The 23073-nt window shown below is 70.2% G+C and carries 16 protein-coding genes and 1 pseudogene; 9 read left to right on the forward strand and 8 right to left on the reverse strand.

From position 1 onward, the window contains the following. Positions 1–119: 119 nt before the first annotated feature. Positions 120–1343 carry a DUF418 domain-containing protein gene (locus tag M8J73_RS01245; RefSeq protein ID WP_063799243.1) on the forward strand — a complete coding sequence of 408 codons (1224 nt, stop codon included), beginning with the start codon at positions 120–122 and terminating at the stop codon, positions 1341–1343. A 32-nt stretch (positions 1344–1375) separates the two neighbouring features. On the opposite strand, the gene hemE is transcribed toward M8J73_RS01245, so the two are convergent. Beyond that, on the reverse strand, positions 1376–2443 hold the full coding sequence (gene hemE / locus M8J73_RS01250; RefSeq protein ID WP_055540151.1) for a uroporphyrinogen decarboxylase: 1068 nt from the start codon (positions 2441–2443) through the stop codon (positions 1376–1378). A 228-nt stretch (positions 2444–2671) separates the two neighbouring features. Between hemE and M8J73_RS01255 the strand changes: the two genes are divergently transcribed. From M8J73_RS01255 to M8J73_RS01265, 3 genes and pseudogenes are all read left to right on the forward strand, one after another. Beyond that, positions 2672–3301 (forward strand): DUF3000 domain-containing protein, encoded by a 630-nt coding sequence (locus tag M8J73_RS01255; protein WP_055540150.1) that lies wholly within the window; start codon positions 2672–2674, stop codon positions 3299–3301. A gap of 321 nt (positions 3302–3622) precedes the next feature. Then, the gene (locus M8J73_RS01260) at positions 3623–4282 is read left to right on the forward strand and encodes a helix-turn-helix transcriptional regulator (protein WP_055540149.1); all 660 of its coding nucleotides are present in this window, start codon (positions 3623–3625) and stop codon (positions 4280–4282) included. A gap of 197 nt (positions 4283–4479) precedes the next feature. After that, positions 4480–5775, forward strand: a pseudogene (locus M8J73_RS01265) (HRDC domain-containing protein). Between the two features lie 171 nt (positions 5776–5946). Here the strand turns inward: M8J73_RS01265 and M8J73_RS01270 are convergent. Genes M8J73_RS01270 through M8J73_RS01280 form a run of 3 tightly spaced genes read right to left on the reverse strand, consistent with a single transcriptional unit; the run spans position 5947 to position 9067 of the window. Then, positions 5947–6801: a carbohydrate ABC transporter permease gene (locus M8J73_RS01270; RefSeq protein ID WP_055540147.1), complete on the reverse strand. Its 855-nt coding sequence runs from the start codon at positions 6799–6801 to the stop codon at positions 5947–5949. Continuing rightward, on the reverse strand, positions 6798–7751 hold the full coding sequence (locus M8J73_RS01275) for a carbohydrate ABC transporter permease (protein ID WP_055540146.1): 954 nt from the start codon (positions 7749–7751) through the stop codon (positions 6798–6800). The genes M8J73_RS01270 and M8J73_RS01275 overlap by 4 nt, the downstream gene beginning before the upstream one ends. Next, entirely contained in the window at positions 7751–9067 is a 1317-nt protein-coding gene (locus M8J73_RS01280) for an ABC transporter substrate-binding protein (protein ID WP_055540145.1), read from the reverse strand. The genes M8J73_RS01275 and M8J73_RS01280 overlap by 1 nt, the downstream gene beginning before the upstream one ends. A 159-nt stretch (positions 9068–9226) precedes the next feature. Here M8J73_RS01280 and M8J73_RS01285 point away from each other — a divergent pair, with 159 nt between their 5' ends. The 5 genes from M8J73_RS01285 (at position 9227) to M8J73_RS01305 (ending at position 16701) form a co-directional block, all read left to right on the forward strand. Continuing rightward, entirely contained in the window at positions 9227–11623 is a 2397-nt protein-coding gene (locus tag M8J73_RS01285) for a glycoside hydrolase family 2 protein (RefSeq protein ID WP_055540144.1), read from the forward strand. Beyond that, complete coding sequence (locus M8J73_RS01290) at positions 11620–12645, forward strand: LacI family DNA-binding transcriptional regulator (protein ID WP_055540143.1); 1026 nt, start codon at positions 11620–11622, stop codon at positions 12643–12645. Before M8J73_RS01285 ends, M8J73_RS01290 begins: the two co-directional genes overlap by 4 nt. 224 nt (positions 12646–12869) lie before the next feature. Beyond that, positions 12870–14087, forward strand: coding sequence for a thiolase family protein (locus tag M8J73_RS01295; RefSeq protein WP_055540142.1), 1218 nt, complete (start codon positions 12870–12872; stop codon positions 14085–14087). Further along, entirely contained in the window at positions 14084–16213 is a 2130-nt protein-coding gene (locus M8J73_RS01300) for a 3-hydroxyacyl-CoA dehydrogenase NAD-binding domain-containing protein (protein ID WP_055540141.1), read from the forward strand. Before M8J73_RS01295 ends, M8J73_RS01300 begins: the two co-directional genes overlap by 4 nt. Positions 16214–16332: 119 nt before the next feature. Next, positions 16333–16701, forward strand: a complete 369-nt coding sequence (locus tag M8J73_RS01305; protein ID WP_055540140.1) for a PIN domain-containing protein — start codon at positions 16333–16335, stop codon at positions 16699–16701. Positions 16702–16838: 137 nt separating this feature from the next. Here M8J73_RS01305 and M8J73_RS01310 read toward each other — a convergent pair whose 3' ends face one another. The 4 genes from M8J73_RS01310 to M8J73_RS01325 form a co-directional block, all read right to left on the reverse strand. Then, the gene (locus M8J73_RS01310) at positions 16839–18359 is read right to left on the reverse strand and encodes an amino acid permease (RefSeq protein ID WP_055540139.1); all 1521 of its coding nucleotides are present in this window, start codon (positions 18357–18359) and stop codon (positions 16839–16841) included. Positions 18360–18543: 184 nt separating this feature from the next. Further along, positions 18544–20463: a 1-deoxy-D-xylulose-5-phosphate synthase gene (gene dxs / locus M8J73_RS01315; protein WP_055540138.1), complete on the reverse strand. Its 1920-nt coding sequence runs from the start codon at positions 20461–20463 to the stop codon at positions 18544–18546. 288 nt (positions 20464–20751) lie between these two features. After that, entirely contained in the window at positions 20752–22107 is a 1356-nt protein-coding gene (locus M8J73_RS01320; RefSeq protein ID WP_055540137.1) for a sugar ABC transporter permease, read from the reverse strand. Beyond that, a complete protein-coding gene (locus M8J73_RS01325) occupies positions 22104–22895 on the reverse strand; it encodes an ATP-binding cassette domain-containing protein (protein ID WP_079054987.1) in 792 nt (263 codons plus the stop codon). The genes M8J73_RS01320 and M8J73_RS01325 overlap by 4 nt, the downstream gene beginning before the upstream one ends. Positions 22896–23073 lie beyond the last annotated feature (178 nt).

Here is a 23073-nt window from a genome sequence, read left to right on the forward strand (position 1 = left end):
GACTGGCCGAGAGCATGAGTGCCTCCTCCGAAATGATGAGGAGCCCCACCGGACTGAGGAGAGCGATTACGCTCAATTGGCCGAGGTGCGCGGCGAGTTCACCGTCCTAACCTCGCGGAATGTCAAACTCACATGGCGTCAAGCGAGTTCAATCCCTTGATGTGTTGCGCGGCATCGCGATCGTCGGGACATTGCTGACCAACATCTGGCTCTTCACCGGTGGACTGGGCGGCGAATCGATCGGCCGGCTCGACGGGCGGTGGGAGGAGGACATCTCGCTCCTGTCCGGCGTGCTGTCGAACGGCAAATTCCTAGGGCTGTTGTCCATATTGTTCGGCGTCGGCATGGCCATTCAGTTCGAGTCGGCGATGCGTCACGGACACCGCTGGCCCTGGCGGTACGAGTGGCGTTCGCTGCTGCTTCTGGCGGACGGCTTCATCCACTTCGCGCTCGTGGTCGATTTCGACATCCTCATGGGATACGCATTGGTGGCGATGGTCGTCGCCCCGCTGCTTCGGCTGCGGACCAAGTGGCTGGTCGTGGCCGCCGCGCTCGCCGGCGCACTGCATGTGTTCCTGCAATTCCGCAACATGTCAGGGGTGGCGGCCTTCACCAAACCACCGCTGCCCGAAGATTTCGGTGGCGACGCGGCACGCACAGAAGACTGGTCGAATCTTCCCACCCCCACATACTTCGAGGAAGTGGCCGGTCGGATAGGGGACTTCTGGAACGCCAGGTATGAGGCGTTCATCATTGTTCCTCCCCTGTCGGCCTTCCTGTTCCTCTCCGGGGTGCTGCTGTGGCGGGCCGGGCTGTTCAAAGGAGACGAGCGTGCGCGGACATTGAGCCGTCGACTCGCCCTCGGGGGCCTGGGCGCGGGGGCCCCGCTGACGGTGTGGGAGTACCTGCCCCTGCCGGGCGGGGAGATCACCGGTGCGCTTTCGCGGTACACCATCGCCCCCGTCGTGGCCTTCGGATATCTGGGGCTGACCCTCATCCTGCTGCGGCGCCGCGGCGGCTCCGGGTTCTTCGCCCGCCGGTTGGCCGACGTCGGCAAGACGGCGCTGTCGTGCTACATGCTGCAGAACGTCGTCGCCCTGGTCCTCTTCAGCGGATGGGGCCTTGCCCTGGGGCCGTTGGGCAGCGTCGGCACGATCGCCGCCTGGGCCGGGATCAGCGGTCTGCTCATGTTCGCCGCGTCCCTGTGGCTGCGGCGCTTTCGGCAGGGACCGTTCGAACTGGTATGGCGGGCAGCCGTGGACGCGCCCTTCCGCAAGGCGGACCGCACGCGTGCACACGAGCGGCGCGAACGCGAGAAGGACGCTTCCCTGAGCGCCTCATAGCGGCGCCTCACCTGCCCGGCGTCACGGGGCGGCTATCGCGCGGTCTGCTCGTGGACGTACTCCACGAGGCGGGTCAGCGCGTCGGGGTCGGTGGAGGGCAGGACGCCGTGGCCCAGGTTGAAGACATGGCCCTCCAGGCCGGCGGCCGAGTCGAGCACCTCGCGGGTCTTGGTCCGGACGGCCTCGGGGCCGGCGAACAGGACCGTCGGGTCGAGGTTGCCCTGGAGCGCCTTGCCGGGGCCGACGCGGCGGGCGGCCTCGTCGAGCGGGACACGCCAGTCGACGCCGACGACGTCCGCGCCCGCCTCGCCCATGAGGCCCAGCAGCTCGCCGGTGCCGACGCCGAAGTGGATGCGCGGGACGCCGTATCCGGCGACGGCGTCGAAGACCTTCGCGGAGGCGGGCAGCACCGAACGGCGGTAGTCGGCGGGGGCGAGCGCACCGGCCCAGGAGTCGAACAGCTGGACGGCGGAGGCGCCGGCCTCGATCTGGACGCGGAGGAACGCGGCGGTGATCTCGGCCAGCCGGTCGAGCAGGTCGGCCCAGAGCTCCGGGTCGCCGTACATCATCGCCTTGGCGTTCTCGTACGTGCGGGAGGGGCCGCCCTCGACGAGATAACTGGCCAGGGTGAAGGGGGCGCCCGCGAAGCCGATGAGCGGGGTCCCGCCCAGCTCGGCGGTGAGCAGCTTGATCGCCTCGGTGACGTACGAGACGTCCTCGGGGGTCAGGTCGCGCAGCTGGGCGAGGTCGGCGCGGCTGCGGATCGGGCGCTCGACGACCGGGCCGACGCCGGGCTTGATGTCGAGGTCGATGCCGATGGCCTTGAGCGGGACGACGATGTCGCTGAAGTAGATCGCCGCGTCCACATGGTGCCGGCGGACCGGCTGGAGGGTGATCTCCGTGACCAGCTCGGGCCGCATGCACGACTCCAGCATCGGGATGCCCTCGCGCACCTTCAGGTACTCCGGCAGCGAGCGCCCGGCCTGCCGCATGAACCACACCGGCGTGTGCGGCACGGGCTCGCGCCTGCACGCCTTGAGGAAGGCGGAGTCATACGTGGCGGTCGGCTGGTGGCCCGAGGGGCTGGCGTTGGCACTCACGAGGCAAAGTCTCGCACGCCCGCTTGACAGGGACGGCCGGGGCTGTGGACAACGCGGGCACCGAACGTTTCCGGCCACCACCTGCGGGACACGGCCCTGCCGCGTTCGCTGAGCGCGATCCGACCGTGACCCAGCGCACGGGTGTCTTGCCCTGCGCCGGGGCTCCGTTCCCCTTACTGTTCCGGCATGGCTGCGGCTCAGGGACGACTGTCGGACGACGCTGGCGGAATGGACGACGCGAAGGAGGGGGAGCGCGATGCGGGCGGGACGGCCCCGTTGCCGTTCCGCTCCGCGGTCGACGCGCTGAGGGCCCCACGCCTGCGGCCGGAGATCGAGATCGAGCCCACCCGGCCGCCGCAGCGGCTCGCCCCCTACGCGTACGCTCTGGAGGCCGCGGTCGTCGAGGGCGACGAGGACCTGGCCGACGGCCGTCTCGTCCTGCTGTACGACCCGGCGGGCCACGACGCCTGGCAGGGTTCCTTCCGGCTGGTGACGCTGGTCCGCGCGGAGCTGGAGCCGGAGATGGCCGCGGACCCGCTGCTGCCCGAGGTGTGCTGGTCCTGGCTGACCGGCGCGCTGGAGACGCGCGGGCTGTCGTACGGCGAGCCGAGCGGGACGGTGACCCGGGCCGGCTCGCACTACTTCGGCGGCCTGGCGGCGCGGCCCGCCGCCTCGCAGATCGAGATCCGGGCGTCCTGGACCCCGCGTGAGGTGCTGGGCGGTGTCCCGGACACCGCGGCGCACCTCGCGGCCTGGTGCGATCTGCTCGCCCAGATCGCCGGGCTGCCGCCGGCCGTTGATCCGGGGGACGCGGCCGTGGTGACGCTGCCGCAGCGGCGGGGGCCCCAGTCACGCTGACACTCGTCGCCGTCCGAGGACCGTGCCCCGAGGGGCACGGTCCTTTTTTCGGGTCGTGTCCGCCACGCCGATCGACACCATCACTTTGTCGATACGGCCACTTTCGGCCTCGTATCGACGCGAAGCGACACCGTTCGGTCTTCGAATGATCGAAGGCGTGTCCGAATTGCACGGATTGTTACTCACCAAATCGTGATCATTCTCTAAAGGAGCAGAGGTTTGATGCCGAAGACCTCTGTGACCTTGAAAGCACGGTTCGTCCCGGCTTCGACCCCACGAGCCCAACGAGCCGGCCCCTCGTCCCGCACCCCAGGAGGCCTGGTGTCCGTTCTCCTCGAGCAGCCCGCAAGCCTGGTCGCCTACCGTCCGAACAAGCCGACCGCGATGGTGGTGGTGGCCGATCCACGTGTCCGGTCGACCGTCACCCGGCACCTGTGGGCCCTCGGTGTCCGCGATGTCATCGAGGCCTCGTCCATCGCCGAGGCCCGTCCCCGCATCGGCAACCCCCGTGACATCTGCGTGGCAGACGTCCACCTGCCGGACGGCTCCGGCCTGACCCTCCTCTCCGAGACCCGAGCCGCAGGCTGGCCCAACGGCCTCGCGCTCTCCGCCGCCGACGACATCGGCGCCGTCCGCAACGCCCTCGCGGGCGGCGTGAAGGGATACGTCGTCACCGGCACCCGCACCAACATCGGACTGCCCACCCGTCCCGGCGCCGCTCCCCTCGGCTCCGCCGCCCGTATGCACCGCCGCCCCCCGGGTGCCCCGAGCCACCCGGGCGGCTACCGGGAGCTGTCGGGCCGCGAGGTCGAGGTGCTGCGCCTGGTCGCGGAGGGCCAGTCGAACAAGGCGATCGGCGTGTCGATGGGCCTGTCCGCGCTCACCGTCAAGAGCCACCTCGCCCGTATCGCCCGCAAGCTCGGCACCGGTGACCGCGCCGGAATGGTCGCGGTGGCCCTGCGTACCGGGATCATCCACTGAGGTCGCACCGCAGCGGCCGGAAATCGCGCCGGAGCGGCCGAGAGGAGGACGAGATCATTCGATGACGCCCGGTCCCTCCCGATTCGCCGGGAAGTTTCACTGACACGTGTGACACATGACTTGTTTACGCCCCTGCATGGCCCGCCGACGGAACGTTCCGTCGGCGGGCCATGTCCATACACAGATACCCTTGACAGGTGACCGACGCCCAAGAGACCGCAGCAGACAGCACCCTGCGAACCACCGGAGGCGCCCCTCCGGACGACGGCGGATCTTCTGACGCGGAGGCGCCGATCCCTTTGCTGGAGCCGCGGGACGGCATTCCGCCCGTGATCGCCGACGAGGCGACGCTGGCCGAGGTGATCGCCGCGTTCGCCGCCGGCTCCGGCCCCGTCGCCGTCGACGCCGAACGCGCGTCCGGATAGCCCGACGGCCAGCGCGCCTATCTGGTGCAGCTGCGCCGTGAGGGCGCGGGCACCGCGCTCATCGACCCCATCGCCTGCCCGGACCTCTCCGGCCTCGGCGAGGCGCTCTCCGACGTGGAGTGGGTGCTCCACGCCGCCACCCAGGACCTGCCGTGTCTGCGCGAGATAGACATGGTCCCCAGCCGTCTCTTCGACACCGAGCTGGCCGGCCGGCTCGCCGGGTTCCCCCGCGTCGGCCTCGGCGCGATGGTGGAGAACGTCCTCGGCTACGTCCTGGAGAAGGGCCACTCCGCGGTCGACTGGTCGACCCGCCCGCTGCCCGAGCCCTGGCTGCGCTACGCCGCCCTCGACGTGGAGCTCCTCGTCGACCTGCGGGACGCGCTGGAGAAGGAGCTGGACCGGCAGGGCAAGCTCGAATGGGCCCGCCAGGAGTTCGACGCGATCGCGACGGCGCCGCCCGCCGAGCCCCGCAAGGACCCGTGGCGGCGTACGTCCGGGATGCACAAGGTACGACGCCGGCGGCAGATGGCGGTCGTGCGGGAGCTGTGGGAGGCCCGGGACCGTATCGCGCGGCGACGGGACGTCTCCCCGGGCAAGGTGCTCAGCGACGCGGCGATCGTCGAGGCGGCCCTGGCGCTGCCGGCGGGCGCGCAGGCCCTCGCCGCGCTGAACGGCTTCGGACACCGCATGGGACGGCGGCAGCTGGAGCAGTGGCAGGCGGCGGTGGACCGGGCGAAGGCACTGCCCGAGACCGCGCTGCCGGCGCACGGGCAACCGGTGACCGGGCCGCCGCCGCCGAAGGCGTGGGCCGACAAGGACCCGGCGGCGGCCGCGCGGCTGTCCGCGGCGCGGGCCGGGGTCAGCGCGCTCGCGGAGCAGCTGAACATGCCGCAGGAGAACCTGATCACGCCGGACACGGTGCGGCGTCTGTGCTGGGAGCCGCCGGCCACGGCCGACGCCGACTCGATCTCCGCCTCGCTCGCGGGGTACGGGGCGCGGGCGTGGCAGGTGGAGCTGGTGACGCCGGTGCTGGTGGGGGCGCTGTCGGCTGTGGGTAAGAGCGCGTAGCCGCGTCCGCGGGAAGGGCCGCTTCGGGGGTGCGACGTGGGTGTGGGTGCGTACACGGGTGCGGGTGCGTACACGGGTGCGGGTGCGTGGGGGCTGGTCGCGCCCACGCGGCGGAGCCGCAGATGTCACGCCCCGCGCCCCTGAGGTGCCCGGCTGCCCTGCGGCGCCCTCCTACTTCGTCGCTCCCCTCATGAAGCCGTTGTAGATGAACCTCTGCAGGGCCAGGAAGACGATCAGGGTCGGCAGGATGACCAGGACCGTTCCCGCCGAGATCGTTTCCCAGTGGGCGGCGTAGGGGCCCTTGAAGCGGAACAGGGATGTCGAGATCACGCCAAGGTCTTCCGAGGGCATGTAGAGGAAGGGGATGTAGAAGTCGTTGTAGACGGTGATCCCCTTCACGATGACGACGGTCGCGATCGCCGGCTTCAGGAGCGGGAAGATGATCTTCCGGTAGATGGTGAACGCGTTGGCGCCGTCGAGGCGGGCGGCCTCGTCCAGGGAGATCGGGATCGATCGGACGAACTGCAGGAAGATGTAGATCGAGACGATGTCGGTGCCCATGTAGAGGGCGATCGGCGCCCAGAGGCTGTCGAACATGCCGAAGCTGTCGACGATCTGGAAGGTCGCCACCTGGGTGGTCACCCCCGGCACCAGCGTGGCGACGAGGAAGAGCGCGACGACCAGCTTGCGGAAGCGGAAGGTGAACCGGTCGATGGCGTAGGCGGCCATCGAGCCGATGACCACCGTGCCGGTGACGGCGAACAGCAGGATGAAGGCCGTGTTGCCGAAGGCCGCGAGCATCTCGCCGTCCTGGAACGCGGTCGCGTAGTTCCGGAAGTTGAGGAGATCGTCGGGCAGGCCGAGTGCCCGGCTGCCCTTCGCCATCTCCCGCTCGGACTTGAGCGACGTCAGGAACACCACGGCGAGCGGCAGCAGGACGACCACGGACGCCACGACCAGGGAGAGATGCGTGAGCGTCCGGGCGACCCGGCGGCGTACGACCGGGGTCGGGTGCGCGAGCGTCATGTGAGGTCCACCTTGTCGTCCGGGACGAGACGGCGCTGCACCCAGGTCACCGCGAGGATGATCAGCAGCAGGACCACGGCGGCGGCCGAGGCGAGGCCCGTCTTGTTGAAGCGGAACGCCAGGTCGATGGTCTGGATCACGAAGGTCTCGGTGCCGGTGGCGCCGCCGGTCATGATGTACGGGATCTCGAAGACCGAGAGGGACCCCGAGATCGACAGGATCACGCTCAGGCTCAGCACCGGTTTGATGCCGGGCGCGATGATGTACCGGAACTGGTGCCAGCGGCCCGCCCCGTCCAGTTCGGCGGCCTCGTACAGCTCGCCCGGGATCGACTGGATCGCGCCGAGGAAGAGCACGAAGTTCAGGCCCAGGTAGCGCCAGACGGAGACGCTCGCGAGGGAGATGTTCGCGGAGGTCGAGGTGCCCAGCCAGGCGCGGTCGGACTCGTACCCGACGAGGGCGAGGACCGAATCGAGGGTGCCGCCGTCCTGGAAGAAGTAGAGGAAGACGAAGCCGATCGCGACGCCGTTGATCAGGTACGGGAAGAACAGCACGCCCTTGAAGAAGTTCCGGAAGCGCACGTTGAAGCTGAGGACCGTCGCGAAATAGAGGGCGAGGGCGATCTGCACCGCCGAGGCGGCCAGGTAGTAGCCGCTGACGAAGAAGACCTGGAACAGCTCGGGGCGGGTGAAGATCTCCACGTAGTTGTCGGCGCCGATGTAGCTCAGCTCGGGGCTGACGCCGTCCCAGTCGGTGAAGCTGTACGCCAGCATGTTGGCGACCGGGGCGTAGGTGAAGGCGACCAGGAGGGCCAGCGGGGCTGCAAGGAACAGCCACGGGGTGAGCTTCCGCCACAGGCGTACCGAGCGGGGGGCCGGCCTCGGCACCGGGGGCCGTGGCGCGGCCGACGGGGGCCGCGCCACCTTCTCGGTCGTGTGCGTGGCAGGCATCAGGAACCCACGGTCTTCTGCGCCTCGGTCCAGCGCTCGCCCAGGTCGTCGAGGAAGTCGTCGAGGGTGCCGTCCTTGGCGCCACGGGCGAGGTCGACGAGGTCCTGGCGGTACTCGGGGGCGTAGATGCCGACCTCCGAGGCGTTGTCGATCTCCTTCACCCGGCCGCCCTCGGCGTCGTCGAGCTCGATGAGCTTCACGCCCTGCTCCTCGTACGGCTTGAGCGACTCGGGCAGCGGGGCGTTCCTCAGCGTCGCGATCGACAGGTTGTCCTCGGCGTAGCCGGACTTGTCGGTGAACCAGTCGACCCAGGCGCGGGCAGCCGCCTTGTGTTTCGAGTGGATGCTGACGGCCTGGTTGTAGTCGGGGTTGGCGGTGGCGCACGCCTTGCCGTCGACGCGGGCGGGGAACGGCATGAAGCCGATGTCGTCGGGGTCGGCCCCGGCCTTCTCGGCCGCCTGCCGGAACTGGATGACCGCCCAGCTGCCGAGCCACGCCGTGGCGATCTCGCCCTTGGCGAGCTTGGGCTTGGACTCCTCCCAGTTGGTGGTCGTCGGGTCCTTCTCGATCAGGCCCTGCTTGACGATGTCGTACAAGAGGGTGTCGCCGACCCGCAGTTCGCCGTTGGCGCCCCAGGGGTCGGTCTCGGCGAGGGCGGTGGTGGCGCCGGTGTCGCAGCTGACCGAGCCGTTGACGAACGTCCAGTGGGTGAGCGGCCACTGGGCGGCGAAGTTGGTGTAGTACGGCACGGCGTCGGTCCTGGTCTTGATGGCCTTCAGCGCGGTGAGGAACGCGTCGGGCGTGGTGGGCCAGTCGGTGACGCCGGCCTCGGCCCAGATCCGCTTGTTGTAGAGGAAGCCGGGGGTCGCGCCCATGGGGCTCTGGCCGTAGACCTTGCCGTCGACCGTGGTGAAGTCGGTGAAGCGGTACTTCTCGCTCAGCTCCTTCTGGGTGCCCAGCGAGGCGAAGAACCTGGGGTAGTCGTTCTTCTTGATGACGCCGGGGATCATGAGGACGTCGCCGTAGTTCTTCGTGTTCATACGGATCTTGACTTCGGCCTCGTAGTCCGTGATCGCGTCGAACTCGACCTTCACCTTCGGGTAGATCTTGTTGAACTCCGCCGCGTACTTCGTCATCGTGCCGTCCTGCACGATGTCGGTGCGATGGGTGAGGACCTTGATGGTTCCGGACACCTTCGACGGATCGTCGGGTGCCTTCGCGTCGGCGGCCTTCGCGCCTCCTCCGCTGCCTGTGCAGCCCGACGCGAGGAGCGCGGCGGCGAGCAGTGTTCCGGTGAGCGTCCTTCGGTGGTTCATGTGCACCAGCTCCGTTCGGGACGGACGAGCACGGGTGGGTTGGCTGGTTCGGCACTCTGGCAGCCGTTCACTGAACCGGTAAAGTCCCAATCTCGCCAAGGGTGCCGAAACTTTTCGTGACGCTGCCGCGTCGTCGACTGGACCGGTTTAGGAGGGCGCATGCTCGACGCCACCCCGCTCACCGAGGGCTGGATCCTGCGGTACGAGGGGCGGGAGCTGCCCGCCGCCGTGCCCGGGTGCGTGCACACCGATCTGCTGGCGGCGGGGCTGATCCCGGACCCCTTCCTCGGGCGCGCCGAGACCGAGGTCGCGTGGGTGGGGCGCCGGGAGTGGACGTACGAGCTGGATCTGCCGGGGTCGGGGGCGGCCGGCGGGCTGGGCCGGACCGACCTGGTCTTCGACGGGCTCGACACCGCCGCCGAGATCCGGCTCGACGGGCGGCTGCTGGGGTCGGTGCGGAACATGCACCGGTCGTACCGTTTCGACGTCACCGGGATGAGCGGTCGGCTCTCGGTGCGGTTCGCCTCCGCGTACGCCGAGGCGGAGGCGGTGCGCGAACGGCTCGGCGACCGGCCGAACGCGTATCCCGAGCCCTTCCAGTTCATCCGCAAGATGGCCTGCTCGTTCGGCTGGGACTGGGGGCCGACCCTGGTGACGGCGGGGATCTGGCGGCCGGTGCGGCTGGAGCACTGGTCGACGGCCCGGATCGCCCGCGTCCGGCCACTGGTGACGGTCGAGGGCACGGCCGGGAAGGTGGAGCTGCACGTCGACGTGGAACGGGCGGCCGTGGAGGCGGGGCTCCGGCTCCGGGCGCGGGTGGGGGGCGCCGGCGGAGTCGCGGAGATCGAGGGCACGAGCGGCGTGGTCCGGCTGGAGGTGCCCGGCGTCGAACGGTGGTGGCCGCGCGGGTACGGTGAACAACCGCTGTACGACGTGGAGTTGACCTTGTACGAGGACGGGGGCCAGGCGCTCGACAGCTGGCGGCGGCGGGTCGGGTTCCGGACCGTGGAGGTCGACCGGGGGGCCGATGAGCACGGCACCGGGTTCACCTTCGTCGTCAACGGTGAGCGGCTGTTCGCGCGGGGCGTGAACTGGATCCCGGACGACGCCTTCCCCTCCCGCGTCACCCGCGACCGCTACCGCGCACGGCTCACCCAGGCGGCCGACGCGGGCGTCGACCTCGTGCGGATCTGGGGCGGCGGGATCTACGAGAGCCACGACTTCTACGACGTCTGCGACGAACTGGGGCTGCTGGTCTGGCAGGACTTCCCCTTCGCGTGCGCCGCCTACCCGGAGGAGCAACCGCTGCGGGGCGAGGTGGAGGCCGAGGCCCGGGAGAACGTCGTACGCCTGATGCCGCATCCCTCGCTGGTGCTGTGGAACGGCAACAACGAGAACCTGTGGGGGTTCCGGGACTGGGGCTGGGAGGAGCGGCTCGCCGGGGAGTCCTGGGGCGAGGGGTACTACCTGGGCGTACTCCCCCGGATCGTCGCGGAGCTGGACCCGACGCGGCCGTACACGGCGGGCAGCCCCTGGTCGGGGTCCTGGGACCACCATCCGAACGACCCGGCGCACGGCACGCACCACTCCTGGGAGGTGTGGAACCGGGAGGACTACGCGGAGTACCGGGCGGACGTGCCGAGATTCGTGGCGGAGTTCGGCTGGCAGGCGCCCCCCGCGTACGCGACGCTGCGGCGGGCGCTGGCCGAGGTCGGGGAGGAGCTGGCCGCCGACTCGCCAGGGATGCTGCACCACCAGAAGGCGGAGGACGGCAACGGGAAGCTGGAGCGGGGCCTCGCCCGCCATTTCACGCTGCCCGAGGGGGACTTCGACCGGTGGCACTATCTGACGCAGCTGAACCAGGCGCGGGCCGTCGCCACCGGTGTCGAGCACTGGCGGTCGCACTGGCCGGTGTGCGCGGGCACGATCGTGTGGCAGCTCAACGACTGCTGGCCGGTGACGTCCTGGGCGGCGATCGACGGCGACGGCAGGGAGAAACCGCTCTACCACGAGCTGCGGCGGCTGTACGCGGACCGGCTGGTGACCCTTCAGGAGCGGGGCGGAGCGCTGGTGCTGGCCGTCGTGAACCAGGCGGGTGAGGTGTGGGAGCCGGCCGCGCCGCGGTTGCGGCGGATGTCGGTGGAGGGCGGGGTGATCGCCGAGTTCTCGGTCCCCGGCGCGGCCGTCGGGCCTCGGGCGGTCGCCGAGGTGCCGGTGCCCCGTGCGGTGGAGCCGGCGGGAGCGAAGGAGTTCCTGGTGGCGGACGTGGACGGACTGCGGGCGCTGCACTTCCCGGCACCCGACCACGACGTGCCCTACCCCCGGCCGGAGTTCGACGTCGAGGTGGCGCCGGGGGCGGTGACCGTGACCGCGCGGACACTGCTGCGGGACCTGTTGCTCCAGGCCGACCGGCTGGACGCGGGGGCCCGGGCCGACACCGGGCGGGTCACGCTGCTGCCCGGGGAGCGGGTCACCATCGGGGTGACGGGCTGGGCGGCCGTGCCGGACGAGGCGGCCGTGCGGCGGGCCCTGTTCTGTGTGGAGCCCGCCCGATGAGCACACCCCCTCGGGTGACGATCAAGGACGTCGCCGCGCGTGCCGGAGTGTCCAAGGGGGCGGTCTCGCTCGCCTTCAACCGCAAGCCGGGACTGTCCGACGCCACGCGCGACCGGATCTTCGCGGCGGCGCGGGAGCTCGGCTGGACACCGAACCTGACGGCGCGGTCGCTGTCGAGCCGGCGGGTGGACGTCGTGGGGCTCGCGATCTGCCGGCCGGCGCGGCTGCTGGGGCTGGAGCCGTTCTACATGGAGTTCGTCTCCGGGGTGGAGAGCGTGCTGACCGAGCGGTCCTGCTCGCTGCTGCTGCGTCTCGTGCGGAACCTGGACGAGGAGCTGGCGGTGCAGGACGCCTGGTGGCGGGGGCGGCAGGTCAGTGGGTCGATCCTGGTGGACTTCCGCGCGGACGATCCGAGGGCGGCGTCGGCGCAGCGGCTCGGCATGCCGGTCGTCGCGGTAGGGCATCCGTCGCTGACCGGGGGGCTCACCTCGGTGTGGACGGACGACGCGACCGCCGTGGCGGAGGCGGTGCGCTATCTCGCCGCGCTCGGGCACCGGCGGATCGCGCGGGTCGGGGGCGCCGCGCTGCTGGGGCACACGGCCATCCGTACGGCCGCGGTCGACGAGGCGGCGCGGCGGCTGGGGCTCGCCGGGGTGCGCCAGGTGACGACCGACTTCTCCGGGGAGGACGGGGCCCGGGCGACGCGGTCGCTGCTCAGCGCGCCCGACGGGGACCGGCCGACCGCGATCCTCTACGACAACGACATCATGGCGGTGGCGGGCCTGTCGGTGGCGGCGGAAATGGGGGTGCGGGTGCCGGCGGACGTCTCGCTGCTGGCCTGGGACGACTCGCAGTTGTGCCGGCTCACCCGGCCGACCCTGTCGGCGATGAGCCATGACGTGCACGGGTTCGGGGCGGAGGTCGCGCGCACGCTGTTCGGGGTGATCGCCGGGGAGGCCTCGTCCCATCCGGTGGCGACCCCGGTTCTGGTGCCCAGGGGATCCACCGCTCCCGCGACGTGATCGCCGTGCGGGACCGCGGAGGCGTTTCGGGCTGGTCGCAGGGTTCCCCGCACCCCTAAGCTGGGTGCATGTAACCGGCGGTAACACGCCGACGGTGTGTGACGTTCACCGCTCCCGCCCTCAGGGGTGGGCAGTCCGGTTACTCGTAAGTAGCATGGGCCTGAGCGCGCGCTCAGCGTGTCGTGCAGCAGTAGTGCCATCCCGCACCCTGGAGGAGAGCCATCGTGCCTCGTACCGTCAGGGACGTCGTCTTCGTCGACGGCGTCCGCACCCCGTTCGGCAAGGCGGGCCCGAAGGGCATCTACCACGAGACCCGAGCCGACGACCTCGTCGTGAAGGCGATCCGGGAGCTGCTGCGCCGCAACCCCGGTCTGGAGCCGGCGAAGATCGACGAGGTCGCCATCGCCGCGACCACGCAGATCGGTGACCAGGGCCTGACCATCGGCCGCACGGCGGGCATCCTCGCCGGTCTGCCGCAGACCGTCCCCGGCTACTCCATCGACCGTATGTGCGCCGGCGCCCTGACCGCCGTCACCACGGTCGCCGGTTCCGTGGCCTTCGGCGCCTACGACGTCGCCATCGCCGGTGGTGTCGAGCACATGGGCCGCCACCCCATGGGCGAGGGCGTGGACCCGAACCCGCGGTTCGTCAGCGAGAAGCTGGTCGACGAGTCCGCCCTGTTCATGGGCATGACCGCCGAGAACCTGCACGACCGCTACCCGACCATCACCAAGCAGCGCGCCGACGAGTACGCCGTGCGCTCGCAGGAGAAGGCCGCCAAGGCGTACGCCAACGGCAAGATCCAGCAGGACCTGGTGCCGATCTCGGTGCGCCGCACCAACCCCGAGGGCGGCGAGACCGGCTGGGGCCTGGTCACCGCCGACGAGCCGATGCGTCCGGGCACGACCATCGAGAACCTCACGGGTCTGAAGACGCCGTTCCGCGTCCACGGCCGGGTCACCGCCGGTAACGCGGCCGGTCTGAACGACGGCGCCACCGCCTCGATCATCGCCAGCGAGGACTTCGCCCGCGAGCACGACCTCCCGGTGAAGATGCGCCTGGTGGCGTACTCCTTCGCGGGTGTCGAGCCGGAGGTCATGGGCTACGGCCCGATCCCGGCCACGGAGAAGGCGCTCGCCCAGGCGGGCCTCACCATCGACGACATCGGCCTGTTCGAGATCAACGAGGCCTTCGCCGTCCAGGTCCTCGCCTTCCTGGAGCACTACGGCATCGCCGACGACGACGCGCGCGTCAACCAGTACGGCGGCGCCATCGCCTTCGGTCACCCGCTGGCCTCCTCCGGCGTGCGTCTGATGACGCAGCTGGCCCGCCAGTTCGAGGAGCAGCCGAACGTCCGCTACGGCCTGACGACCATGTGCGTCGGCTTCGGCATGGGCGCCACCGTCATCTGGGAGAACCCGCACTTCGAGGGGGACAAGTGACCACCACCGCCGAGCTTCTCAAGCAGGCCTCGGAGCTGTTCCCGGACGAGGTCGTGACGAGCGCGCACGTACGCCACCTCGACCTGCCGTTCGGCGCGGGGCGCTTCGCCCTGATCACGCTGGACAACGGCTTCGACCACACCAAGCCGACCACCTTCGGCCCGGCGTCGCTGGCGAACCTGAACACCGCCATCGACCAGGTCGAGAAGGAGGCCGCCGCCGGCGAGATCGTCGGTGTCGGCATCACCGGCAAGCCGTTCATCTTCGCGGTCGGCGCCGACCTCAAGGGTGTCGAGCTCCTCAAGGAGCACGAGCACGCGCTCGCCATCGGCAAGGGCGGCCACGAGGTCTTCAAGCGGCTGGCCACCCTCGCCGTCCCGACCTTCGCGTACTACAACGGTGCCGCGATGGGCGGCGGTGTCGAGGTCGGTCTGCACTGCTCCTACCGGACCGTCTCCGCGGCCCTGCCCGCGTTCTCGCTCCCCGAGGTCTTCCTCGGCCTGGTCCCCGGCTGGGGCGGCTGCACGCTGCTGCCGAACCTGATCGGCGCCGACAAGGCCGTCTCGGTGATCATCGAGAACAGCCTCAACCAGAACAAGCAGCTCAAGGGCGCGCAGGTCTACGAGCTGGGGATCGCCGACGCGCTCTTCGAGGGCGCCGACTTCCTGGAGCAGTCGCTGCTGTGGACGGCGTCCGTCCTCAAGGGCGAGATCGTCGTCGACCGCCCGGTCATCGACCGCGGTGAGGCCTGGGACCAGGCCGTCGCCAAGGGCCGCTTCATCGCGGACTCCAAGGTGCACGGCGCGGCCCCGGCCGCCTACCGCGCCCTGGACATCATCGCCGCCGCCAAGAACGGCGACCTCCAGCAGGGCTACGACGCCGAGGACACCGCCCTCGCCGACCTCATCATGGGCGGCGAACTGCGGGCCGGCATCTACGCCTTCAACCTGGTGCAGAAGCGTGGCAAGCGCCCGGCCGGCGCGCCGGACAAGTCGCTCGCCCGTCCGGTCACCAAGGTCGGTGTCGTCGGCGCCGGTCTGATGGCCTCGCAGCTCGCGCTGCTGTTCCTGCGCCGCCTGGAGGTGCCGGTCGTGCTGACCGACATCGACCAGGAGCGCGTCGACAAGGGTGTGGGCTACGTCCACGCCGAGATCGACAAGCTGCTGCTCAAGGGCCGCGTCAACCAGGACAAGGCCAACCGCCTCAAGGCGCTGGTGACCGGTGTCCTGGACAAGGCCGAGGGCTTCGCGGACGCGGACTTCATCATCGAGGCCGTGTTCGAGGAGATCGGCGTCAAGCAGCAGGTGTTCGCGGAGGTCGAGGCGGTCGCCCCGGCGCACGCGATCCTCGCCACCAACACCTCCTCGCTGTCGGTGACCGAGATGGCGTCGAAGCTGAAGAACCCCGAGCGGGTCGTCGGCTTCCACTTCTTCAACCCGGTCGCGATCCTGCCGCTGCTGGAGATCGTCCGCGGTGAGCAGACCGACGACGCCTCGCTGGCCACGGCCTTCGCCGTCGCCAAGAAGCTGAAGAAGACCGCGGTGCTGGTGAAGGACGCCCCGGCGTTCGTCGTGAACCGCATCCTCACCCGCTTCATGGGCGAGATCCAGAACGTCATCGACGAGGGCACGCCGGTCGAGGTCGCGGAGAAGGCGGTGGAGCCCCTGGGCCTGCCGATGTCTCCCCTCGTGCTGCTGGAGCTGGTCGGACCCGCGATCGGTCTGCACGTCTCGGAGACCCTCAACCGGGCCTTCCCGGACCGCTTCACGGTCTCCCCGAACCTCGCGGCCGTCGTCAAGGCGGGCAAGCGCGGCTTCTACGTCTACGACTCCGGCAAGCCGGAGCTGGACCCCGAGGTCGCCGCGCTCCTGAAGCAGGGCGACGTCGTCCTGACCGAGGAGCAGGTGCGCGCCCGTGTCCTGGACGCCGTGGCGCAGGAGATCGGCCTGATGCTCGACGAGGGTGTCGTCGCCGAGGCGCAGGACATCGACCTCTGCCTGATCACCGGCGCCGGCTGGCCCTTCCACCTGGGCGGCATCACGCCGTACCTGGACCGCGAGGGCGTCAGCGAGCGGGTGAACGGCAAGAAGTTCCTGGAGCCGGGCGTGGCATCGGTCCCCGCGTGACCCCAGCCGGGTGAAGAGGGCCTCCGTCCCCGGACGGAGGCCCTTTTTCCATGCCCCGGCCCGCCCGTCGGTGCGTGGCCGACCGGATGTCGCCGCCCCCGGGTCCACAATGGGGAACCATGACGACCCTCGTGATCATCGACGCCGCGAACGTGATCGGTTCCGTCCCCGACGGCTGGTGGCGCGACCGGCGCGGTGCGGCGGAGCGTCTGCGGGACCGGCTCGCCCGTGACGGGGTCCCGGGCCTGGAGGAGCCGGTGGAGATCGTCATGGTCGTGGAGGGCGCCGCCCGCGGTGTGGAGTCCGTCCCCGGCGTACGGGTCGAATCGGCCCCCGGCAGCGGCGACGACCGTATCGTCCAGCTGGTCACCGAGGAGGGCCGGGACCGCCCGACCCTCGTCGTCACCGCCGACCGCGAACTGCGCCGCCGGGTGGAGGAACTGGGCGCCGAGGTGGCGGGCCCGCGCACGGTACGCGGCGACGCCTGACGCCCGACGACGGCTGCCGCCCACGCGGTCCGGCCCCGTACAGCCCGGAGGCGGACCTGTACGGGGCCGGAGGGCGCCCTCGGGGCCGTCGCTGACGCCGGGTCAGGCGGACGGGCGGGGCGACGGGCGGGCGGCTGCTAAGCACCGCGTCCCGGCGACGGGGTGACGTCGCCCGGCTCGGTCCCCTCGTGGCGGCCGAGGCGGCTGTGCGAGCGGCCGTAGAGGAAGTACACGACGAACCCGGCGACCATCCACACCGCGAACCGCAGCCACGTCTCGGCGGGCAGGTTGATCATCAGCCACAGGGACGCGCACACCGACAGGATCGGGATGACCGGCACCCACGGGGTGCGGAACGAGCGGTGCAGATCGGGGCGGGTCCTGCGGAGGATGATCACACCGATCGCGACCACCACGAAGGCGAACAGGGTGCCGATGTTCACCAGGGCGGCGAGTTCGGTCAGCGGGGTGAAGCCGGCGAGGATCGCGATGATCACGCCCAGCAGGATCGTCGGCCGGTGCGGGGTCCTGAACCGCGGGTGGACGTGGGAGAAGAAGCGCGGCAGCAGTCCGTCGCGGCTCATCGCGAAGAAGACACGCGTCTGGCCGAGGAGCAGGATCATGCAGACCGTCGTCAGGCCGACGGCGGCGCCGAAGCTGATGAAGCCCGCGAACCAGGGGTGGCCCGTCTCCTTGAAGGCGTCGGCGAGCGGGGCGTCGACGGACAGCTTGCTGTAGTGCTGCATGCCCGTGACGACGATCGACACGAGGACGTACAGCGTGGTGCAGATGAGGAGCGAGCCGAGGATGCCGCGCGGCATGTCGCGCTGCGGGTTCCTGGTCTCCTCGGCGGCGGTGGCGACGACGTCGAAGCCGATGAACGCGAAGAACACCACCGAGGCGGCGGTGAAGATGCCCATCACACCGAAGTTGGAGGGCGCCCAGCCGAACATCAGCTGGATCAGCGGCGCCTGGAGACTGTCACCGGCGTCGACGGTCTGCGCCTTCGGGATGAACGGGTCGTAGTTCTTGCCCTCGATGAAGAACGCGCCCGCGATGATCACGGTCAGGACGACGGCGACCTTGATGGCGACGACGACCGAGGTGATCCGCGCGGACAGCTTCATGCCGATCACGAGGATGGCGGTGAGGACCAGGACGAGCGCGGCGGCGAGGATGTCGAAGCCGAACTCCCCTGCGCCCTCTCTGCTGCCCAGGGCCGCGGGCATCTCCCAGCCCGCGTTGTCCATGAGCGACTGGATGTAGCCGGACCAGCCGACGGCCACCACCGCCGTCCCCAGCGCGAACTCCAGGACCAGGTCCCAGCCGATGATCCAGGCGGGCAGTTCACCGAGGGAGGCGTACGAGAACGTGTACGCGGACCCCGCGACGGGCAAGGTGGAGGCGAACTCGGCGTAGCACAGCGCGGCCAGCGCGCAGGCGACACCGGCCGCGACGAACGCCAGGGCCACCGCGGGCCCGGCGTTGTTCTTGGCGACCGTACCGGTGAGGACGAAGATGCCGGTGCCGATGATGACGCCGACGCCGAAGACCGTCAGATCCAGCGCGGACAAGGATTTCTTGAGCGCGTGTTCGGGCTCCTCGGTATCGAGGATGGACTGCTCGACCTTCTTCGTCCGGAAGAGTGTGCTGCTCACAGGGGTACCTCCCACGCTTGTGGTCCTCGACATGATCGAGAGGGGGCGATGGGGGTCCCCCCGGGTCGAGCGAAGCCGAGAGCTGGGGGAGCGTATGCCCCGGCACGGGTGGTTTCACGCGAATGGGCCGGTCTCACCACCGTAAAGGATGGTGGGACCGGCCCGGACAGCCCAGTCGGGAGGGTCAGTCGCGCGCGGGCTCCACCTCGGAGGGCGTACCGTCCAGCCGGCCGTCGAGCTTGGAGACGAGACCCGTGACCTGGCGGGCGATGTCGGGTGCGGTGAGCCCGATCTCGGCCATGACCTCGGCGCGGGAGGCGTGGTCGAGGAAGCGCGGCGGGATGCCGAAGTCGCGCAGCGGGATGTCGACGCCCGCGTCGCGCAGCGCCTGCGCGATCGCCGAGCCGACGCCGCCGACACGGGAGTTGTCCTCCACGGTGACGACCACGCGGTGCTTGTCGGCGAGCGGCGCCATGTGCTCGTCGACCGGCTTGACCCAGCGCGGGTCGACGACGGTGGTGGTGATGCCCTGCTTGTCGAGGAGGGCGGCGATCTCCAGGCACATCGGCGCGAGGGCGCCGACGGAGACGAGGAGCACGTCCGGCGTGTCGGTGCCCGGCTCCCGCAGCACGTCCATGCCGCCCACCCGGCCCACGGCCGGTACGGCGGGACCGACGGCGCCCTTGGAGAACCGCACCACGGTCGGCGCGTCCGTGACCTCGACGGCCTCACGCAGCTGCGCCCGCACCTGGTCGGCGTCGCGCGGCGCGGCGAGCCGCAGCCCGGGGACGACCTGGAGGATCGACATGTCCCACATGCCGTTGTGCGAGGCGCCGTCGGTGCCGGTGACGCCGGCCCGGTCCAGGACGAACGTCACACCGCACTTGTGGAGGGCGACGTCCATGAGGACCTGGTCGAAGGCGCGGTTGAGGAAGGTCGCGTACACCGCGAAGACCGGGTGCAGCCCGCCGGTGGCGAGGCCGGCCGCGGAGACCGCGCCGTGCTGCTCGGCGATGCCGACGTCGTAGACGCGCTCGGGGAAGGCCTTGGCGAACTTGTCGAGGCCGACCGGCTGGAGCATGGCCGCCGTGATGGCGACGATGTCCTCGCGCTCCTTGCCGAGCTTCACCATCTCCTCGCCGAACACGGAGGTCCAGTCGGCGCCGGAGGAGGCGATCGGCAGACCGGTGTCCGGGTGGATCTTGCCGACGGCGTGGAAGCGGTCCGCCTCGTCCTGGAGGGCGGGCTGGTAGCCGCGGCCCTTCTCGGTGAGGCAGTGCACGATGACCGGGCCGCCGAAGCGCTTGGCCCGCGACAGGGCGGACTCCAGGGCCTCGATGTCGTGTCCGTCGATCGGTCCGACGTACTTGAGGCCGAGGTCCTCGAACATGCCCTGCGGGGCGATGAAGTCCTTCAGGCCCTTCTTGGCGCCGTGCAGCGTCTCGTAGAGCGGCCGGCCGACGACGGGCGTGCGCTCCAGCAGGTCCTTGCCGCGGGCCAGGAACCGCTCGTACCCGTCCGTGGTGCGCAGGGTGGCGAGGTGGTTGGCGAGGCCGCCGATGGTCGGCGCGTACGAACGCTCGTTGTCGTTGACGACGATGACCAGGGGCCGGTCCTTGGCGTCGGCGATGTTGTTGAGCGCCTCCCAGGCCATGCCGCCGGTGAGGGCGCCGTCACCGATCACGGCGACCACGTGGTCGTCGCGTTTCAGCACCTGGTTGGCCTTGGCGAGCCCGTCGGCCCAGCCGAGGACCGTCGAGGCGTGGCTGTTCTCGATGACGTCGTGCTCGGACTCGGCCTGCGAGGGGTAGCCGGACAGGCCGCCCTTCATCTTCAGCCGGGAGAAGTCCTGTCGGCCGGTGAGGAGCTTGTGGACGTAGGACTGGTGACCCGTGTCCCACAGCACCTTGTCCTTCGGCGAGTCGAAGACCCGGTGCAGCGCGATGGTGAGCTCGACCACGCCGAGGTTGGGGCCGAGGTGACCGCCGGTCTTCGACACCGCCTCCACGAGGAAGGTCCGGATCTCCTCCGCCAGCTGGTCCAACTCCTCCAGGCTGAGCCGGTCCAGATCGCGCGGTCCCCTGATGCGGGTCAGCAGCGGCACCCGTGCCTCCTTGCAATAGTGCTGTTCGAGCGTTGCCGGGCTCGACGAAGTCTAATCTTCCGCGTGCACCGCCGACCGCCGGGCGGGGGGGGACCCGCATCACGCGAACGGCCGTAAACCATCCTGCACCGGTCCCCGCGTACGAAAACGTCCGACCCACAAGAGAAGTGCCCGGTACCTTTCGGCACCGGGCACCTGCCACACCGTCAAGGGGCGCGGGCAGCCGCGCGACCAGCCATGCACGACCGGTACGGGCGAGAACCACCGCACCCCGACGGCGCTCCCCGTTTACGCGCGGCCCGCCGCCTTCTGACTCCTGCGGGAGACCGAGTCGATGACCACGGCGCCCAGGAGCACCGCACCGGTGATCATGTACTGGATCGACGTGTTCATGTTGAGCAGGTCGAGACCCGTCTGGATCGACTGGATCACCAACATACCCAGCAGCGCCGACCACACCGATCCACGTCCACCGAAGAGGCTGGTACCGCCGATGACGGCCGCGGCGATGGCCAGCATCAGCGTGTTGCCGCCACCCGCGGAGAGCGTCGCGCTCGCGGTCTGACCGGCGAAGAACATACCGCCGACCGCGGCGAAGCCACCGGAGATGGCGAACACCGTGATGCGGATCATCGGCACGTTGATACCGGCACGCCGGGCGGCCTCGATGCCGCCGCCGACCGCGAAGACCTGGCGGCCGTAGGTCGTACGCCGCAGCACGAAGTCCACGACCACCAGCGCCGCGAGGAAGATGACCAGCGCGTTGGAGACACCGGACGCGTCGTTGAGCACGGCCGCGGCGACGAAGGACGCGAGGGCCAGCGCGCCGACCCGGAGCAGGATCTCGCTGGTCGGCCGGAACGGCACCCCGGCGGCCTTGCGACGGCGCTGCTCGTTGAAGTTGCCGACGGCGGTGAGCACGACACCGAGGCCCGCCAACAGGTAGGCGCCGATGATGGCCTGGTCCAGGAAGAAGGAACTCTGGCCGAGCAGATGGACCGGGCCCGTGTCGGACGGGATGTTGATGGTGCCGCTGTCGCCCAGCAGCCACAGCATCAGACCGTTCCAGCCGAGGAAACCGGCCAGGGTGACGACGAACGCCGGCACACCGATCCTGGCGAAGAACCAGCCGTGCAGCGCGCCGATGGCGACACCGGTGATGACGGCGAGGACCAGCGACAGCCAGGCGTTCATGCCGTTGTTCACCACGAACACGGCAAACAGGGTGGAGGCCAGACCGCTGACCGAGCCGACCGACAGGTCGATCTCGCCGAGCAGCAGCACGAACACCAGGCCGATGGCGAGCATGCCGGTGGCCGACAGGAAGTAGCTGATGTTGGAGAGGTTGTCGGCGCTGAGGAAACGATCATTCTGGAACTGGAAGATGGTCCAGATGACGATCAGGCCGATGACCACCGGCAGCGAGCCCAGCTCGCCGCCCTTGACCTTGCGCTTGAACTCGGTGAGGTAGCCCTTGAAGCCCTCCTCGCGGACCAGCAGCCGCGGGTCCGTGACGGCGACCGGGGCCGCCGTGGGGTCGTCGGCGGGCGCGACGGTGTCCTGCAGATCCACCACGCCCTCGCCCTTGGTGACCTTGCCGGTCGCCGCGGAGTCGCTCTTCACGGTCTTGGACGTGTCACTCACTTTGCCGCCTCCGCGGTGCGCCGCCCCGCACGACGGGTCACGGCGTTGTCCGTGGCACCCGTGATCGCGGCGATGATCTCTTCGTGGCTGGTGTCCTTCACGGGGAAGGAGCCGTTGTTCTTGCCCAGCCGCAGCACGGCGACGGTGTCGGCGACCGCCTTGACGTCGGCCATGTTGTGGCTGATGAGGATGACGGCGAGGTCGCGCTCCCGCAGCCGCTCCACCAGGTCGAGGACCTGCGCGGTCTGCTCGACACCGAGGGCGGCGGTGGGCTCGTCGAGGATGACGAGCTTGGGGTCACCGATCAGGGCGCGGGCGATGGCCACGACCTGGCGCTGACCACCCGAGAGGCTCGCGATCGGGATGCGCACGCTCGGGATGCGGATGGAGAGCGTGGACAGCAGCTCGCGGGCGTTCTTCTCCATCGTCACCTCGTCGATGACGCCCCGGTGCAGCAGCTCGCGACCGAGGTAGAGGTTGCCCACGACGTCGAGGTTGTCGCAGAGGGCGAGGTCCTGGTAGACCGTCGCGACGCCGAGTCCCTGGGCGTCGTGCGGCTTGTTGATCCTCACCGGGTCGCCCTGCCACTCGATGACGCCCTCATCGATGGGGTGGACGCCCGCGATCGTCTTGACCAGGGTCGACTTACCTGCGCCGTTGTCGCCCACCAGGGCGACCACTTCTCCGGCGTGGACCTCCAGATCGACGTCGGTGAGTGCCTGGACCGCACCGAATCGCTTGGAGACTCCGCGCAACGCCAGCACGGGCGTAGCGGACACGTGAACCATCTCCTTCGCCGCCTGACCGGCGGGGATGCCGCGCTTGGGGGTGTGCGCGGAATGACGTGCGGATCGCGGCGGGAGGGCCGCTGCTCGCACGGTGGTTTACAGGGTGAACATGCCTGGATCCGCCGCGCTCGGCGGCGGGTTCCGTCCGGCGCCCGCCCCGCAGCGGGGTCTGTTGGCG

The sequence above is a fragment of the Streptomyces neyagawaensis genome (assembly GCF_023516595.1).
In the GTDB taxonomy this organism is placed as follows: domain Bacteria; phylum Actinomycetota; class Actinomycetes; order Streptomycetales; family Streptomycetaceae; genus Streptomyces; species Streptomyces neyagawaensis.